Source organism: Acinetobacter sp. DL27 (assembly GCF_055810995.1).
Genome location: NZ_CM147947.1, coordinates 397,878 through 416,084, shown reverse-complemented (window position 1 = coordinate 416,084; position 18,207 = coordinate 397,878). Strand labels below are relative to the sequence as shown.

The window sequence follows — 18,207 nt, the reverse complement described above, 5'->3', positions numbered from 1 at the left end:
AATTTGTCAGGCAATGACATACGGTTTATGTTTACAATTACGCAAAATAAATACCCCTTCAGACAAACTGCGGGATTGGTCATTTAAGCAGGAGTGTATATGTCCAAAAGTGGCTTTGGTCAAATGTATAGAAAGCTTTCAAGTAAGCTTCTTGACCTCATAGTAACCCCACATGTATTGGGTGAGGTTCCAACAGAACCGACAGCAACAGATGCTGACCCAGCAGCTTCAGGCCATCCCAAAAAAATTGTCTGTTATGTGCTTCAAAACCACTCACGCAGTAATGCACTATTGGTGGATGGTGAAACGCGTCGTTTAAAACTTGCTCCTGCACTCGATCCTTTGGTCGTGGGGACACATCAAGAAAAAGCATCGATCGTGTTTTTACAACATAACGATGAAAATAATTTACTTAACCCTTCACCACACACCTTTCCACCGCGCCTATTACGTCTAGTTGAAGCTTTAGAGCAACAACCCGATTTAGACGTGGAGCTGATACCTGTGACGGTACTGTGGGGACGTTCACCAGACAAAGAAGACTCTTGGTTTAAATTGCTATTTACCGACACTTGGGCAACTCCAAGTACGGTGAAGCAGCTGATGAATATCGGTTTACATGGTCGTCAATCATTTTTAGAGTTTCATGAAAGTCAGTCTTTACGTGCGTTGGTCGACTTTGCAAAAACCACCTATCCAAATTTATCTCCTGCAACGTATATTCTAAATACCTTAAATAATCAGCTCGATGCACACCGTGAAGCGGTACTCGGCCCTGACCTTTCAGACCGCCGCAACGTGATGCATTCATTGATTAAAGCCAGTGATGTACAAGATGCGATTCGCCGCGAAAGCATTCGCGGCAAAATTAGCATGTTGGATGCTGAACGTCGTGCCATTGGTTATGTCAATGAAATCGTATCGGATTACTCACATTCAACCATCCGTTTTGCGGAAATGGCGCTGGCACGTTTATGGACACAGCTCTATGACGGAGTTGAAGTACATAACTTCAATACGGTTCGTGAGTTGGCTAAAGACTACGAAATTGTGTATACCCCATGTCACCGCAGTCATATCGACTATTTACTGCTGTCTTATGTGGTCTATAACCGTGGTTTGATGGTGCCTTATATTGCTGCGGGCGATAACCTAAATATGCCATTTGTTGGGCAAATTTTACGTGGTGGCGGTGCATTCTTTATTCGCCGTACTTTCCGCGGTAACGCGCTCTACACTTCGGTCTTTAAAGAATACCTATACAGCATTTTGTCGCGTAACACGCCTTTAGAATACTTCATCGAAGGTGGTCGTTCACGTACAGGTCGTCTGCTACCACCGAAGACAGGTATGTTAGCCATGACGGTACACAGTCACTTGCGTGGTCGTGCCAAACCGATAGTCTTTGTTCCGACCTATATTGGCTATGAACGCTTGATGGAAGGTGCAACCTACGTCGGCGAGATGAACGGTAAACCCAAAGAAGCCGAGTCTGTCTTTGGGATTCTGCAAACTTTACGCAAAATTGAACGTATTTTCGGTAAAGTCCATCTGAACTTTGGTGAGCCCGTTTTCCTCGATGACATGCTGAAAAAGCATGGCGCTGAGAATGTACAAATTGCTAAAAATGATGATCCAATTCCGCAAGAAGTCTCTGATGCAGTCAACAGTTCAGCACATGCAATTTTAGAAAATATTAACCGTGCAGCTGTAGTGAACCCTGTTTCACTCTTGTCTTTGGTGCTGCTAGCCACTGAAAAGCATACGCTTGATGAAGAAATTTGTATCAAACAGCTCGATACCTATCGCAAGTTGTTGACGACACTTCCTTATGATGAGCGCCTCTTGGTCACGCCATTATCAGGTAAAGAAATCATTGCTTATGGTTTAAAGCTGAAACTGATCAAACGCGTCAATCACGTTCTTGGTGACATTATTGCGATTGCGGACAATCAAGCGGTACTGCTGACCTACTTCCGTAATAACATTTTGCATGCCTTTGTATTGCCATCACTCGTTGCTGCTTTGGTTGAACACAATGGAACCATTGGCCGTGGTGATTTAATCAATGTAATTCGCACGCTGTATCCATTCTTAAAAGCAGAATTGTTTTTAAAATGGGAAGATTCTGAACTCAAAGATCAAATTTGTGCTTATGTAGATGGTTTGATTCAAGCTAAACTGATTTCTGAAGATGCCGAAGGCCACTTGATTTCCCCTGCTCCAAACAGCGAAGATCATAACCAATTGGTGGTATTGGCTGCGCCAGTCATGCAGAGTCTTGAGCGTTACTACATGACGCTTGCGCTGATTACACAGCGCGGTTCTGGGAACATTTCAGCACGTCAGGTTGAAGAGCTCAGTCATTTGGTGGGTCAGCGTCTGTCTGTCCTGTATGAGTTCAACTCACCTGAATTCTTTGATAAAGCCCTGTTCCAAAGCTTTATTAAAGTGTTGACGCAACAAGGGTATATCAGCACCAACTCAGACAACGCGATTGTGTTTGATGAGAACTTTCAAAACGTTGCTCAATATGCCAACTTGGTACTGGATGATGTCACGCTACAAATGTTGCAACACATCACCACTTTCAGCGATGAAGAACTGAAAGACACGCTAGACAAAGTGGCTGCTGAACAAGCGAAGAAGCGTTTGAAACGCAAGAAGAAGTAATTTTTTAAGTGCATAGGTATCTGCGAGAGTAGGTGCCTATGCTGTAAATGAATAAAAATAAAATCTATTTCGTATAAGAAATTTATGTTTAATGGCTTACATCTTCGTGTTGAACAAGGCTTTGTAATAATGGAAATTTTTAGAACTGATAGATCCTTTGTAGCCATTTCTACAGCTTCAAAGCCATACAATTGATTTTTATATGTGATTTTTTCACTTTCATTGATACGATTTTTGGTTTAAATTCAATAAATATAGTTTTAAATGTGAAAATATCACAATAAGGAATGCCATGTTAGTAAGATTTTCAGTTGAAAATTTTCTTTCTTTTAAAGAAAGAACTTATTTCTCAATGGTTGCAGGTAAAACTAGAAGTAAGGCATATCATAAAAATAAAGCTATTTCTAACGTACAAACATTAAAATTTTCTGCTGTTTTTGGAGCCAATGCTTCTGGTAAAAGTAATTTAATTAAATCTATCGATTTTGGTAGAAAATTAATTATCGGTAAAGAACGACTGACATCCATACAAAATCAAAAGTTCAAACTTACATCAGAAATCAACTCTAATAGTCGTTTTGAATATGAAATCCAAGTTAATGATCGTATGTATGCGTACGGTTTTATAGTTTCTAAAAAATCTGTAGTTGAAGAATGGTTATATATAGTAACTCCAACAAAAGAGACCCTAATATTTGAAAGACTTAATGATGAGATTAAAATTAATCATGAAAAAATTAAAAAATATTCAGATACCGAAAAAGAATTTTGGAATTTCTTTGTAAACTCAGTTAAGTCAGACAAATTAATACTGACCCATGCTTCACAATTAGAGATTAACAAAGAATTTTCTTCATTTGATCACATAAGAAGTATTCTGAACTGGTTTAAGAATAGTTTAACGATTGTGTACCCAAATTCTAGATCTGTTGGTATTCATTTTGAATTATTGAAAAATGAAGATTTAAGATTAATGTTTAGTAAGTTTCTATCATACTTTGATACTGGCATTAATTCTATTGAATTTCATTCCGTTGATCCTTCCCGAGTGAAAATCCCAGAACATATTTTAACTGAAAGTATCAATGAACTATTAGAGGAAGATGGTGAAAAAACAACAGCTATTCTTTCTGAACAAAGATCAGGCCAATTGGTGTTTTTACAAAAAAATGGAGATAGCGTAACCTGTTCTAAAATGATAACAAAAAGGAAAGTTCAGGGTACTGATCAATATATAGAGTTTGATCCAACTGATGAAGAATCAGATGGTACAAAGCGGTTATTAGATTTAATCCCCCTACTTGTCGACTCTATGGATGGTGATAATGTCATTATTATTGATGAAATAGAAAGAAGTCTCCATCCTAATCTTGTAATGAATTTTATTGAATTCTATTTAGATTCATCAAGAACAATATCAAATAGATCACAATTGATTTTAGCAACTCATGAATCTGGCCTCCTAGATCAAACATTAATTAGAAAAGATGAAGTATGGTTTATTGCGAAAGCTCAAGACGGCTCTTCTCATTTATCCTCTTTGGAAGAATTTAAAGTTCGTTTTGACAAGGAACTTAGGAAAAATTACTTAATTGGCAGATTTAATGGCATTCCTAAATTTGGAAATAAATTAGATTTAGCTGATACTGATGGAAACCCTTATTTTTTATAAATTTTTAATAAAATGCCTAGAGAAATAGTACCTTTTGATAGAATAAGTTCCACAGTTGAAATTAATAAAATTTTTTTAATTGCTGCTTAAGGGTCAAAAACTGAATATTTATACTTATCTGCCTTAAATGAGAAGCACGGGAGAATTTGTCGATTGCTCCCTTTTCAACGCCCTAAAGAAGAAGCATCACATTCCGCACCTAACAGAGTTTTAGGACAGTTAAAGCGTGAGGCAGGAAGAGCTAATTTGAAAGAAGGTGATTCATGCTGGTTAGTTGTGGATAGAGATTCTTGGGGACAGGTTCTTATAGATGCTGTAAGAGATTGTAAGACATTACAGTACAACCCTATTGTAAGTGCTCCATGTTTTGAAATTTGGTTAGTATTTTATTTTAAGAAACTAGTCGAATTGACTGAAGAAGAAAAAGCCCAACTTATTTTGAATGGCGATGTTTCTAATAGATATAAATATATCGAAAAATTTCTAACCAATATTATGAAACAACTAAAGTTGGGTAAGTATAAAGCTAATCATACCTTGCCTGATTTCTTCTTCATTCCTAGCAATATACAAAAGGCAATAGATGAAGCTTATGCTATTGAAAAGATGGAGATGGAAAATAATGAAAGTTATGAGTTTCCTATAATGCTCGGGTCACAGATGTATCAAATGTTATCTTTGTTTTTTACAGAAAATGAAATAACGTTAAATTGATGTTTATGAATTATAAATATCTTCTAAAATTAACATAATAAACCTTATACGAAATTCTTGAAATTTTCATATAAGCATCAATGTCTTAGTTAAATTCGTTCTAGAGTTCAGCGCACTAGAACGGATTTATCATGACTCTTCACGTTCCACAGCCATTTTCCAAACGATGCTTCACATTTTTTATAAGTGAAAGTAGAAAATTATTTTGACTCATACTCTGCTAACAACGCCAAATAATCATCAAAACAATGTGGATGCTGTAATTCAAAACTCATCTGTTGCATACGTGAAGCATAAATTTTCTTGCCTGACGGCATATTCCTTTCCAAAACCAAAGCTGGTAGTCCTAACTGCTGTTGAAACCATTGAATAATTTCATGTAAAGGTAGCGGTTGGCTATTGCTACAAATGTAAGACTCTTCAGTATGTTCCACGTGAAGCAATTGCGCTAGAAAAGCAGCCAAATCCTCAACATGAATTCGGTTTGACCAATGCAGTTTGGGATAAGCTTTTGTTGTTGCTGCAAGTTTAATCATACGTGCAACTGAAGTCCCATAAATTCCTGTTGGACGCACAATCACACATTCAGATGGATAAGCCTGTTGCCACAAAGTTTCCATGTTCAATAGCACCTGCCCTTGCGCATCGCTCGGTTGGGGACAAGTATCATCATCAACCCGCTCGCCTGCACTTTCACCATAGACACGTGTAGAAGAAACCACGATCACTTTTTTTAAAGGATGACTTTTTAAGGCATGTAGCATGGGTGCAATCGAGTCTACAAAAGTTCTCTGATACGACTCCACCATACTGCTCTCAGGCGAGAGTAAGACATATACGGCATCAATCGGTGCGACTTGAGACAAATCCAACTGATGAATATCTTGAGTCAAATGCTCAGCCCAATCATCTGATTTCGGACTCCGGCTAATTGTGGTAATTTGGTGGCCTTGCTGAAATAACTGTTTAGCAACACGCTGAGATGTTTTACCATAACCTATAAATAAAATATGCATTTAGCACCAAATCACAGACAAAGTTGAGGGGACATGGCTGCAGTCCATCAGTTGCAGGGGGTCGGAGCTGCCTCTGCTGCACTACTTGAAAAGTTGAATCTCTTCACTACAGATGATCTATTGTTTCATCTGCCACGAGACTATGAAGATCGTAGCACGATCATCCCCATGAACCAATTGACGGTTGGGCGTAGCTACTTACTTGAAGGCACGATTCAAGGCGTGGACTTTCCGCCGGGTAAACGTAAATCGATGGCGATTGGACTGCAAGACGACTTTGGCAAAGTGACTTTGCGCTTTTACCATATTTATAAAGGCTTAACGGACCGTGCAAAGATCGGTAATCGTCTACGCATTTTTGGTGAAGTCCGTGTGGGTGCACGTGGCTTGGAAATGTATCATCCAGAAATTCAACTCATTACAGAACATACGCCCCTTCCACAAACCCAACTAACTGCGATTTACCCCAGCACAGAAGGTCTGACTCAGCCTAAGTTTCGTGAATACATCAAACAGGCTTTAGCCAAGCACAGTGATGATTTACCTGAACTGCTACCCGCAAAATTTACCAATGGCTATGCACTTAAACAGGCGTTGGACTACATCCATCACCCTCCTGTAGATGCCAATATGCTGCAACTGGGCCAAGGCTCACACCCTGCCCAGCAACGTTTGATTTTTGAAGAGTTGGTTGCGCATCAGGTCAGTCTATTAAGCCGTCGTGCCTATATCCAACAGATTGAAGCACCACGTATTTCTGCCAGTCGTCAGTTTGCCAAACAACTACTCAGCAGTCTGCCTTTTGAAATGACCAATGCACAAAAGCGCGTCTCCAAAGAAATTGTACAAGACTTAAAACTCAATAAACCGATGTTACGTTTGGTTCAAGGCGATGTCGGTGCAGGCAAAACCTTGGTTGCAGGAGTCGCAGCCTGCCATGCCTTAGAAGAAGGTTGGCAAGTGGCGTTAATGGCACCGACTGAAATTTTGGCGGAACAACATTATCTCAATTTTAAAAAATGGTTTGAGCCTTTGGGACTCAGTGTATCTTGGCTTTCAGGTAAACAAAAAGGCAAAGCCCGTGCCTCAGCCGAACAAGCCATTGTAGATGGCACAGCGCATCTGGTGGTGGGTACACACGCCCTGTTTCAAGACAATGTCCGCTTTGCCAAACTTGGATTAGTAATTATTGATGAGCAGCACCGCTTCGGGGTCGATCAGCGCTTAGCCCTACGTAATAAAGGCGCGCAGAATATGACCCCACATCAATTGGTCATGACCGCAACCCCTATTCCACGGACTTTAGCCATGTCCGCCTATGGAGACTTGGACACGTCCGTGATTGATGAACTTCCACCCGGACGAACCCCGATTCAAACCGTGACCATTCCACTCGACCGCCGTGAAGAAGTCCTACAGCGTATTGCCTGCAACTGTCTAGAAGGTAAACAAGCTTACTGGGTCTGCACCTTGGTTGAAGAGTCTGAAACTTTAGATGCTCAAGCTGCTGAAGCGACCTATTTAGAAATTAAAGAACGCTTCCCAGAACTCAACATTGGCCTTGTACATGGCAAAATGAAAGCCGATGAAAAACAAGCGGTAATGCAACAGTTTAAAGCCAATGAATTACAACTCTTGATTGCGACCACAGTGATTGAAGTGGGAGTCGATGTACCAAATGCCTTGATCATGGTGATTGAAAATGCGGAACGTTTAGGACTCTCTCAATTGCACCAATTACGTGGCCGTGTTGGTCGAGGCGCCAAGGCTAGCTTTTGCGCCCTGTTATATAAAAGCCCACTATCTCAAAATGGACAAGAACGCCTACGCATCATGCGTGAAACCAATGATGGCTTTTTAATTGCCGAAAAAGATTTGGAAATCCGTGGCCCCGGTGAATTGCTCGGTACCAAACAAACGGGTGATATGGGCTTTCGCGTAGCCAAACTGGAGCGTGATGATCATTTGCTCAATCAAGCACATTATGTCGCAGCGCAGATCTTAAAAGAATATCCACAAAATGCTGAAGCCTTACTGAAACGCTGGCTGCCTGAAGCACCACGCTATGCCTATGTTTAGTCATCTTCTGCACACCGCCAAACAGTTGCTACACAAAGTACAGCCTTGTCAGTTGTGTGGCATTGTACGCGCAGATCTGCACTCGGTCTGTTTGGACTGTTGGCAACAACTCCCAATACATCCACAGACCATTGAAAAACAAGAGCTGAGTATTCATGTCGCAGGGCAGTATCAATATCCTTTAGATCATCTTATTCAGCAGTTCAAATATGAACAACAACTGCATTGGCAACCTCTACTGTCAGGCATTCTTCAGCAAATTCGCTTAACTAAAGTACAAGCAATTGTTCCGATGCCGATTTCGACTCAGCGTTTAGCGGAACGTGGCTACAACCAATCAATGATCCTCGCCAAAGACTTAGCCAAGCAGTTAAATGTTCCCATTTGGCAGCCTGTGATACGACTGCATCAACATTCGCAAAAAGGACTCAGTCGACTGGAACGCTTAGATCAAATTCAACAACAATTTAAAATCGATCCACAACAGCGCCAGTATGTAAAACGCTACCGACGTGTTTTGATTTTGGATGATGTCGTGACCACAGGCAGCTCGATTCAGGCACTGACTTTACAGCTTGAACAATTGGGTTGTCATAAAGTCAGCGCCGCGTGTATTGCCTATGCACTTGAATAATTAGACTACGTCAATCATCAAATGTTCACGTACCCATGGCATGACCACCTCAGTGGTCAGCGGTGCAAGTGCAGTCTGCTGGTCATTCAAACTGACCCATTTCATTTCTGCAATTTCAGCTGCAATTTGTGGCACTTGCCGAAGCTGAACATGGTAAACATAGCTGACCAATTTAAAATCAGGTTCATTGGCAGTGGCAGTTTCAAAACGACCAACAAACTGTTCAATCATCGCATCACTTCCAATTTCCTCCCGAATCTCACGCAGCATGGCTTGCTCAGGTGCTTCATTGGGCTCAAGCTTACCACCCACTTGCATAAAACATGCGGTGTTCTGCTTACGCACCAACAAAAGCTGCTGCTGTTCATTCACAATAATAGCCGCAGCGACCGTAATCACCTTCATGCTTTGACATCCAACAACTCAGGATCAACCATGCCCCACTTCGGTTCAGGTGCTTGGAACTGATCCATCTGCTTTAAAATGGCTTTCACCGAATCCGATACAATCAGGCTGTCGGTAAAGCGTGCATGGGTAAAGCCTTTGTCGGTGGTCATCTTTAGGAATTTAAGTAAATCATCATAAAAGCCATTTACATTTAAAAAGGCATTCGGCTTGAGGTGAATGCCGAGCTGAGCCCACGTCCATTGTTCAAAAATTTCTTCTAAAGTCCCTGCGCCGCCAGGCATTGCAATAAATCCATCCGACAAGGCTGACATTTTCAGTTTACGCTCTTGCATGTCTTTGACGACATGTAACTCGGTCAGACCTTGATGCGCCAACTCACGATCCACCAGCACGTGTGGAATCACGCCAATCACTTGACCGCCTGCCTCTAAAGCACTGTCTGCCACAATACCCATTAAGCCCGAACGACCACCACCATAGACCAAGGTTTTGCCTTGTTCTGCAATGGCGTGTCCAACCTGACGTGCTGTTTCGGAAAAGATTTGATCTGAACCTAATGCGGAACCACAAAAGATCGCAATTGAATTTGTCATTTTTTACTCTGATATTTAATTGTCATGCAACTTCACTAAAATGAATGGATATTTTTTAGCAATTTAACCATTCGATCAGTGTTTTTATTGCAATCCTTGTCTAAAATACACCCATCCACTTCAACCATTACTGCGCAAAGGAGAAAGACGGCATGCTTGAAGCCTTTTACGCCACAGAGCGCGGTAGCTTAGAAGACATCACCATTAATGGCGATTTCGATCTTCAGCCCGATTTGGTCTGGCTTGACCTCATTGCTCCCTCCCAAGAAGAACAACAGTGGATTTTAGATGCATATGAACAAAATTTACCTACGCTAAAATCACTCGAAGACATTTCATCTTCAGCTCGATTCTACCGTGATGACGACGGTATTTTGCATATCAGTACGTATTTTTTAACGAAAAATAAAAACTATCAAGTCGATGGTGAGCCTGAAGAAAGCAGCGGTGCCCTTGCCACGGTACAAACTGTCGCTTTCATTTTGCATAAAGAACGGCTCTTTACCCTTCGTGGTGAAAAACTGGTGGCCTTTCGTGCCTTCCGTGCGCGTGCTCGCCGCAATGACTACGAAATCGATTATAAAGATCCAACGTGGATCTTACTCGGTTTACTCGAGGCGAAGCTGGACGAGCTTGCGGATATCTTAGAAGATATCCACAAGGACTTGGAAAAGTATTCCACAGAAGTACTGAATAACCGTCACCGCGAGATGATTCTCGACTTAGATGACATGATTACCCGTCTAGCACACTTGGAAGATATGCTTGGAAAAGCACAGCTTTGTTTGATTGACTTACGCCGTGTACTGACCTTTTTATCACGTCCACGTGCTTTAGGCAGTCATATTTATGATGCGGATATTCGAGAGCTCAGTGAAGACGTTCGCTCACTGGTTGAGCATGATGCCTTCTTATTCCAAAAAGTACGATTCTTACTGGACACCACTTCAGGCTTCATTAACACCGAGCAGAATGACACGATTCGTCGCTTCTCTATCTTACCCAGTATGCTCGCTCCACCAATGCTGATTGCCAGTATTTACGGTATGAACACCGATGTGTTACCTTTTGCCAAAGGCGGCACCAGTTTTATTGTGGTGAGCCTGATCTTAATGGCTTTCCTGATTGGTCCGCTCATTTACTTCCGCTGGAAAAAATGGATTTGAGTACAGCTTAAAACACTGCTTTTCCTCATAGATTTAAGAAATGCAACATATAAAAAAAGCACCTTAGGGTGCTTTTTTTTATTTAAGGGATTAACTTTAAGTCATCCTGTAAATGACAGGCTTGAATCACCTTCATCATTTTTTCAGGTACAGCTTTAAAATGTAAACTATGTGCATCGGGTGTTTGACGCAACCAACGCACCAAAACCGCCAGTGCCAATGTACTACCATGCTCAAGCTGGGCCAGATTTACCACCACAGGATAAGACTGTGACTGAATCACTTTCAAACCTTGTTGATAGTAACTTTCAGCATTGTCATATGTAATCTGACCTGAAAGCTGCATTTCCTGATTGCTAAAGTTAATCACCTTTCACCTACTTATTTTTTCTTTTCAACCGCTGCTTCTGCATCAGGTTGGAAGTTTGCAATCGCTTTATCTAGGTCGCCGCCATTACGTTTAACTGTTGCCGCAAACTGATTACGGAACTGTAAACCAAGGTCAATACCCGACACATTGATATTACGGATTTTCCATTGGTTGCCTTTATCCGCCAACTGGAAAGACACTGGGATTTTTTCGCCTTTGTTATTAAAGTCGATCGTCACCACAGGGTTTTTGCTATTGGTTTCTTTATACGGACGGATGGTATATGTCTGATTGCTGAACTTCGCAAATGCAGTACCGTAGTTTTCAATCAGTGTTTCACGGAAATTGTTTTCAAACTTCGCGCGTTGTGCAGCAGTACTGTATTGATTGGTTGCATAAGTCCCCATCACAATACGAGAAAACGCTTGTGAATCCACATACGGGTCTAAGTTTTGACGAACAATCGTTTTCACAGCAGCTGGATTGTTTTGTAGCTTGGCATGATCCGCTTTTAAACGCGCAATCAAGCCATCTGCCACTTTTTTAACAAAAGCAGGTGGTGCTTCACTTGGTGCTGCAAAAGCAGTACCTGCAAACATTGTAGTTAAAATGCTAGCTGTCAGTGTTTGTTTCAATAAAGTATTCACTACAATTGGTCCTCTTCAAATCATTCAACAAATGACACGTTGGCATCTGCTGTTTCAGCGGTTTCAGGTTGCTCAGTTGTTGCTGAAGCATCTTTCGATTTACCTGCACCACCGGTAATAAATTTAGTAATTAAGTCCTCTAGGTCCATTGTGCCTTGGGTATTGCCAATGCTTTCACCACGTTTCACGTAGTTCAAACCGCCCCCTGGAACAATTTTCAGGTACTTCTCACCTAGCAGACCATTGGTTGCCACCATAATATAAGCATCTTCATCAATGCTGGTGATGGACTTCATGTTCGCAATAAGTTGCTTTTCCATTTCTTTTTGTTGCGCAGCATCCGCAGAGGTATAGTCGCTACTGTAACGAAGCTCTTCAAGTGCATTCTTTTCAACTTCTTTGAGTTGTGCTGCATTAAAGGTCGTTAATTTACCATCTAAAGAAAAAGAAACCGTCGCTAAACGTGTCACAGGGTCTAAGCTAATTTGATCAACTTGACCAATTTTCACCCCACTCATCGTCACTTTCGCACGTGGTTTTAAACCATTTACATTATCGAAGGTTGCACTCATTTCATAGCGATCACTGAGATTTGATCCCACCAAACCACTCACTCGCATCGCAATAAAGAACAAAGCGATACCGAATAAAATGACAAATATGCCGACTGCCAGCTCACTTGCACGTGATTTCATTAAACACCTCCAAACATGACCGCAGTCAACACAAAATCAAAACCTAAAACACAGAGCGATGAATACACCACAGTGCGTGTGGTTGATGTCGCAATACCTTCAGATGTCGGTTCACAGGCATAGCCTTGATACACCGCAATCCATGTACAAATTAAAGCAAAAACAAAACTTTTAATGATGGTGCCATTCAGGACATCTTTATAGAACTCTACGCTACTTTGAATGCCACTCCAGTAAGAACCTTCATCTGCACCCAAGAAGTCCACACCCACCATTTTACCGCCCATAATCCCTACCGCAGCGAAGATGACAGACAGCATCGGCAAACTAAAAATACCGGCCCAAAGTCGCGGCGAAATCACACGTTTAAGTGGATCAACCCCGATCATTTCCATACTGGACAGCTGCTCTGTGGCTTTCATTAAGCCAATCTCAGCCGTTAATGCAGAACCCGCACGACCTGCAAACAGCAATGCCGCCACTACAGGTGCTAACTCACGTAGTAAAGTCAAAGCAACCGCTGTACCCAACATCGCTTCACTACCAAAGGTCACCAAGATGCTATACATCTGCAACCCGAGGACAGCACCAATAAATAGCCCTGACACCACAATAATAAGCAGCGACAACACCCCAACACGGTACATTTGGTAAACAAATAACCGAACACCTAAAGCAGTGGGCATCGAAAATAAAATTTGTAATAACATCAGGCTGGCAACACCAATGCCGCGAACCCGTTCAATCACGCGTCGACCTAAGAGTGCTATCGCATTCATGCTTGCACCTCAGTATTTAGATATGCCTTATGGCTAAATTGATAATCGACAGGCCCTTCAACTGTACCTGTTAAAAACTGTTTAACAAACGGAGATGCATTCGCCTGTAACTGTTCAGGCGTGCCTTCACCTTGCACCTTGCCTTCAGCAACAACATAGATATAGTCTGCAATCGATAAAGTTTCAGCCACGTCATGTGAAACAATAATCGTTGTTAAATCAAGAGCTTCTCTCAATGATCGAATCAGACGTGTGAGTACACCCTTCACAATTGGATCTTGTCCTGCAAATGGCTCATCGTACATGATCAGCTCAGGATCCAGTGCAATTGCACGTGCCAAAGCAACACGACGATTCATCCCGCCTGAGAGCTCAGAAGGCATCATCTGTTCTGCACCACGTAAGCCGACAGACTCTAGTTTTAAAGATATGATTTCTGACAGTAAATGCTCAGGCAGCTTGGTATGTGCTCTTATCGGAAAGGCCACATTTTCATATACCGACATATCGGTAAACAATGCGCCACTTTGAAAAAGCATGCCCATACGCGCACGCGCAGCGAATAAATCTTTGCGTGACATTTTCGCAATATTTCGCCCATCAAAAAGCACTTCACCTTGGTCAGGGGTCAATTGACCGCCAATTAAACGCAGTAAAGTGGTTTTACCTGTACCCGATGGTCCCATAATGCCCGTAATTTGACCCTGTCGAATTTTTAAATTGACCTGATCATAAATGACACGTTCCCCTCGCTTAAAACTCAGGTCTTTGACCTCAATGAGGGCTTGAGCAGTCAGAGGCGCTTGATTATTCATAGCTGTGCGTTTTCCTGCATTTTTTCAGCATGCATACTATAAAGGATTAAAAAACGATATGTTAGCGTATTCCGTGTCTAATTTTGTGCACGAATTGATTTCAGTTGGTTGTATTTATATTTATTTGAACGGCGAAAACAAGTTACATAAGATGAATTGCTTCATCCATAACGACTATAGACAAAGAAAAGAATGTTGCAAATCAGCAAAAAGAGTCCGAGATAATGTGCCATATTGACCTCTTTCACGTCAGAGAGTGTGGCGATTGATTCAACCTCATTATTGTGCATCATTATTATCAATACAATTAAAATATGACTCAGTATACATTTTAATTTATTTTTTTACAGCCGTAGACAAAAAAAAACCAGTGTTTCCACTGGTTTTTTTATTCATTCAGACTTAGTCGTTAAACTTACGACGTGGGCGGTCAAAACCACCTTCAGTACGTGGACGATCTGAATTAAATTCACGCTTCGGACGGTCTTCGCCACCAAAAGTACGCTTAGGACGGTCTTCACCACCGAAAGTACGTTTTGGACGGTCATCACCAAAAGAACGTTGTGGACGGTCACCAAAACCACCTTCACGACGTGGCGCTGGACGATCACCAAAATCACGTTTTGGACGGTCACCAAAAGAACCTTCACGACGTGGTTTGTAGTCTACACGGTTACCGCGGTTGTCATCATTCGAGTCAAAACGTGGCTTATCGTTGAAACCGCCTTCGCGACGTGGACGATCAGAGTTGAATTCACGCTTTGGACGATCATCAAAAGAACGTTGCGGACGATCACCGAAACCGCCTTCACGACGTGGCGCTGGACGATCACCAAAATCACGTTTTGGACGGTCATCAAAAGAACGTTGTGGACGATCACCGAAACCGCCTTCACGACGTGGACGATCATTATTAAACTCACGACGTGGACGATCTTCACCACCAAATGATGGACGATCACCACGAGGTTTGTCATCGTAGCTACGACGTGGACGGTCATCACCACCTTCACGACGTTTAAAGTTAGACTCACCTTCGAAACGAGCACGACCGCCGCCATCGCGACCACCGAAACCACCGCGACCACGACCGCCGCCATCACGACCACGACCATCACGACCACGACCATCACGACCACGACCGCCGCCATCACGACTACCGCGTGCAGGAGGTGGAGATGGCTCAAGACCTTCAATTTCAGATACATTCAAACGTGCATCTAAGAAATCTTCTAAAGCACGGATTTTACCGCGTTCACGGTAAGTTGCTAAAGTGATTGCTTTACCAGTACGACCCGCACGACCTGTACGACCAATACGGTGTACATAGTCTTCGTTCTTCATTGGAAGACCGAAGTTGATTACGTGTGAAATAGTTGGTACGTCAAGACCACGTGCAGCAACGTCGGTTGCAACTAAAATTTTTGCACGACCTTCACGGATGCTACGTAAACGACGGTTACGCACAGTTTGTGGCATAGCACCATGAAGTGCTACAACTGATAAACCTGCTTCAGCAAGTTCTTCAGCCAACATATCGGTATCTTCTTGAGTAGAAGCGAATACAACAGCTTGATCAAGATCTTCAGCACTTAACCAATGCGTTAGTAATTTTTTCTTGTGCTCAAAGCCATCAGTCCAGTGTAAAGTCTGAGTGATGTCAGTATTCGTAGAGTGACCAGTTTCGATTGCAATACGTTGTGGATCATTCATCATGCGTTCAGCAAGTGTAATGATACGACCAGCAAATGTTGCAGAGAACATTAAGGTTTGCTTACGGTTCGCAGCAAGATCGCTAATTGCTTCTAAGTCTTCAGAGAAACCCAGATCAAGCATACGGTCTGCTTCGTCAACAATAAGCGCATCAACTTGGTCTAATTTAATTTGACGACGGTTTACAAGGTCAAGTAAACGACCTGGTGTTGCAACAACAACTTGCGCACCTTTTAACTGTTGGATTTGTTTACCAAAAGGCATACCACCCATGATTGCTGCAATACGTGCACCTTTCATGTGACGGACAAAACCAATCGCGTCTTGGCTTACTTGCTGCGCCAACTCACGAGTTGGGCAAAGAACCAAGATATTCGGTTGTGTAATTGCTTTCATACGTTCTTTGAACGGAACGAAAGTCTCTTGGGCTGCAAGTGCGTTTAACGTTGGAAGTAAGAACGCAGCAGTTTTACCTGAACCTGTTTGGCTAGATACTAAAAGGTCTTTACCTTCTAAAGCTGCAGGAATCGATTGTTCCTGTACAGGCGTAGGAGAAGTAAAACCTAAGCTTTGTAAAGCTTGTTGTAACGATTCATGTAAAGGAAAATCAGCAAAAGTTTTGCTCATAGAGTATTTCACCCGAAAAATGGGTGCTCCATTAAATATATGGTCTGATGGACATCGGCAAAAAGCGGCACAGCAATAATCGCTGAAAATATAGAATCAGCGGCGATCCGAGAACGACGATGCGTATAACGCACATTTGATTACAGCCGCAACCTGAAGGAATCGCTTAAGCGATTGGGTGGGGCGCGAAATAATGTCCTCTCTTTGGACCGGACGCGCATACACAATGATAGAAGAGAATGTTCAGGTAATGAACGAAATTTAGTGCGTGGGCGGAGTATAGCAGGATATTTTTAAAAGTCACCTCTTTTCGTGAAATTGATACAATATTTTCCTCAAAGATTGAATAAATGCAGGTTTTCACTTTATTTTTTTTGACCATCTAGAAAAATATTGAATAGCTTTCTTCTTTCTCCCCCTCAACTATCAGCCGTAAAACGCCATTAATTGTACTAGCTCTTGCTCTAATGCTGCCGTGATTTGACATGCTATCTGACCTGTAATGAACATTACACACAGCAAGCTTAAATAGGTGTCTATACGCTGGCTAATTTTAACCCACTTTATTTCTGTATAGCGTGATCTGCATTCAGAGTTGATCAGAATCTGGCACAGCCTATGTTTTACAATTGAATAGAAGTCAAAGCCATAAAGTAAATCACCACAAAGGTCTTTACTTTTTTTCATCCTCATCAAAGAAAAAGCCCTCTTATGAGGGCTTTTTCAATGTCTTAAACACGATCTGCATACTATTACTTAGCTGCTTCACCCCAAGCAGGTACAACTGCTTTCATCAGAGGTTTCAACATTTTCATAGAACATGCCAGTACTTGGCCATTTTCCATAGATTCGCTACCACCACGTGCATCAACCACTGTGCCGCCCGCTTCTTTCACGATCAACTCACCAGCTGCGATATCCCAAGGCTTTAAGCCGAGTTCAAAATACGCATCGAAACGACCCGCTGCCACGTACGCCAAATCTAATGCGGCTGAACCTGTACGACGGTATTGCGCGCCAGCTTCAGTCACATTTAACAACGAATCAAAATGATTTTTTGCATAAGAAATCACTTCGCCATTACGTTTTGCACGGTAAGCATGACCCACAGACATGAATGTATTTTCAAGACTGTCTTTCACATTTACACGAATACGACGTTGGTTCATCATGGCACCACGACCACGACTTGCAGAGAACAACTCATCTTTCACAGGGTCGTAAATTACGCCGTGTTGAGTAATGCCTTTATGTTGAACTGCAATAGAGATACAGAAGTGAGGAACGCCATTAATGAAGTTTAAAGTGCCATCAAGTGGGTCGATGATCCAACACCAATCTGCGTCGTGACCTTTACCTTCTTGAAAACCAAACTCTTCACCAAGGAAGCTGTGATTTTTATAGCTTTTACGTAGGGTATCGATAGCCAATTGTTCCAAGTAACGGTCTACACGCGTTACAGGACCATCAATTCCTTTTTCTTCGACTTGTAGATCGAGCTTATGACGATTTTGATGCGCTTTTAAAAGCTCTTGACCGACTAATTGAGCCGCACGCGCAGCCATCACCACCATAGGTTCCATTGAACACCCACTACAATTTGAAG

General features: G+C 42.0%; 16 protein-coding genes. 6 read left to right on the top strand and 10 right to left on the bottom strand.

Going from position 1 to position 18,207, the window contains the following annotated elements:
- Nucleotides 1-99: 99 nt before the first annotated feature.
- From plsB to AC0KVP_RS01880, 3 genes are all read left to right on the top strand, one after another.
- Nucleotides 100-2,673 carry a glycerol-3-phosphate 1-O-acyltransferase PlsB gene (gene plsB / locus AC0KVP_RS01890; RefSeq protein ID WP_473338555.1) on the top strand — a complete coding sequence of 858 codons (2,574 nt, stop codon included), beginning with the start codon at nucleotides 100-102 and terminating at the stop codon, nucleotides 2,671-2,673.
- 292 nt (nucleotides 2,674-2,965) lie between these two features.
- On the top strand, nucleotides 2,966-4,345 hold the full coding sequence (locus AC0KVP_RS01885; protein WP_473338553.1) for an AAA family ATPase: 1,380 nt from the start codon (nucleotides 2,966-2,968) through the stop codon (nucleotides 4,343-4,345).
- 144 nt (nucleotides 4,346-4,489) lie between these two features.
- Nucleotides 4,490-5,059 (top strand): RloB family protein, encoded by a 570-nt coding sequence (locus AC0KVP_RS01880; RefSeq protein WP_473340379.1) that lies wholly within the window; start codon nucleotides 4,490-4,492, stop codon nucleotides 5,057-5,059.
- A 200-nt stretch (nucleotides 5,060-5,259) separates the two neighbouring features.
- Here AC0KVP_RS01880 and AC0KVP_RS01875 read toward each other — a convergent pair whose 3' ends face one another.
- Nucleotides 5,260-6,075: an NAD-dependent epimerase/dehydratase family protein gene (locus AC0KVP_RS01875; protein ID WP_473338550.1), complete on the bottom strand. Its 816-nt coding sequence runs from the start codon at nucleotides 6,073-6,075 to the stop codon at nucleotides 5,260-5,262.
- A 33-nt stretch (nucleotides 6,076-6,108) separates the two neighbouring features.
- Here AC0KVP_RS01875 and recG point away from each other — a divergent pair, with 33 nt between their 5' ends.
- Both recG and AC0KVP_RS01865 read left to right on the top strand, forming a co-directional pair.
- A complete protein-coding gene (gene recG / locus AC0KVP_RS01870; protein ID WP_473338548.1) occupies nucleotides 6,109-8,154 on the top strand; it encodes an ATP-dependent DNA helicase RecG in 2,046 nt (681 codons plus the stop codon).
- Complete coding sequence (locus AC0KVP_RS01865) at nucleotides 8,141-8,788, top strand: ComF family protein (protein WP_473338545.1); 648 nt, start codon at nucleotides 8,141-8,143, stop codon at nucleotides 8,786-8,788. Before recG ends, AC0KVP_RS01865 begins: the two co-directional genes overlap by 14 nt.
- Here the strand turns inward: AC0KVP_RS01865 and AC0KVP_RS01860 are convergent, their stop codons facing one another.
- Both AC0KVP_RS01860 and AC0KVP_RS01855 read right to left on the bottom strand, forming a co-directional pair.
- A complete protein-coding gene (locus AC0KVP_RS01860) occupies nucleotides 8,789-9,193 on the bottom strand; it encodes an NUDIX hydrolase (RefSeq protein WP_473338542.1) in 405 nt (134 codons plus the stop codon).
- A complete protein-coding gene (locus AC0KVP_RS01855; protein ID WP_004691359.1) occupies nucleotides 9,190-9,789 on the bottom strand; it encodes an LOG family protein in 600 nt (199 codons plus the stop codon). The genes AC0KVP_RS01860 and AC0KVP_RS01855 overlap by 4 nt, the downstream gene beginning before the upstream one ends.
- A 152-nt stretch (nucleotides 9,790-9,941) precedes the next feature.
- Here AC0KVP_RS01855 and AC0KVP_RS01850 point away from each other — a divergent pair, with 152 nt between their 5' ends.
- The gene (locus AC0KVP_RS01850) at nucleotides 9,942-10,955 is read left to right on the top strand and encodes a CorA family divalent cation transporter (RefSeq protein ID WP_004691361.1); all 1,014 of its coding nucleotides are present in this window, start codon (nucleotides 9,942-9,944) and stop codon (nucleotides 10,953-10,955) included.
- Between the two features lie 82 nt (nucleotides 10,956-11,037).
- Here AC0KVP_RS01850 and AC0KVP_RS01845 read toward each other — a convergent pair whose 3' ends face one another.
- From AC0KVP_RS01845 to AC0KVP_RS01815, 7 genes are all read right to left on the bottom strand, one after another.
- Entirely contained in the window at nucleotides 11,038-11,325 is a 288-nt protein-coding gene (locus AC0KVP_RS01845; protein WP_004691363.1) for an STAS domain-containing protein, read from the bottom strand.
- Between the two features lie 11 nt (nucleotides 11,326-11,336).
- The gene (locus AC0KVP_RS01840) at nucleotides 11,337-11,972 is read right to left on the bottom strand and encodes an MlaC/ttg2D family ABC transporter substrate-binding protein (RefSeq protein WP_004691364.1); all 636 of its coding nucleotides are present in this window, start codon (nucleotides 11,970-11,972) and stop codon (nucleotides 11,337-11,339) included.
- Nucleotides 11,973-11,992: 20 nt separating this feature from the next.
- Entirely contained in the window at nucleotides 11,993-12,667 is a 675-nt protein-coding gene (gene mlaD / locus AC0KVP_RS01835) for an outer membrane lipid asymmetry maintenance protein MlaD (RefSeq protein ID WP_224468200.1), read from the bottom strand.
- A complete protein-coding gene (gene mlaE / locus AC0KVP_RS01830) occupies nucleotides 12,667-13,446 on the bottom strand; it encodes a lipid asymmetry maintenance ABC transporter permease subunit MlaE (protein ID WP_004691368.1) in 780 nt (259 codons plus the stop codon). Before mlaE ends, mlaD begins: the two co-directional genes overlap by 1 nt.
- Nucleotides 13,443-14,261: an ABC transporter ATP-binding protein gene (locus AC0KVP_RS01825; protein WP_473338533.1), complete on the bottom strand. Its 819-nt coding sequence runs from the start codon at nucleotides 14,259-14,261 to the stop codon at nucleotides 13,443-13,445. The genes mlaE and AC0KVP_RS01825 overlap by 4 nt, the downstream gene beginning before the upstream one ends.
- A 402-nt stretch (nucleotides 14,262-14,663) precedes the next feature.
- Nucleotides 14,664-16,601, bottom strand: coding sequence for a DEAD/DEAH box helicase (locus AC0KVP_RS01820; protein WP_473338529.1), 1,938 nt, complete (start codon nucleotides 16,599-16,601; stop codon nucleotides 14,664-14,666).
- A gap of 752 nt (nucleotides 16,602-17,353) precedes the next feature.
- Complete coding sequence (locus AC0KVP_RS01815) at nucleotides 17,354-18,184, bottom strand: inositol monophosphatase family protein (protein ID WP_004691373.1); 831 nt, start codon at nucleotides 18,182-18,184, stop codon at nucleotides 17,354-17,356.
- Nucleotides 18,185-18,207 lie beyond the last annotated feature (23 nt).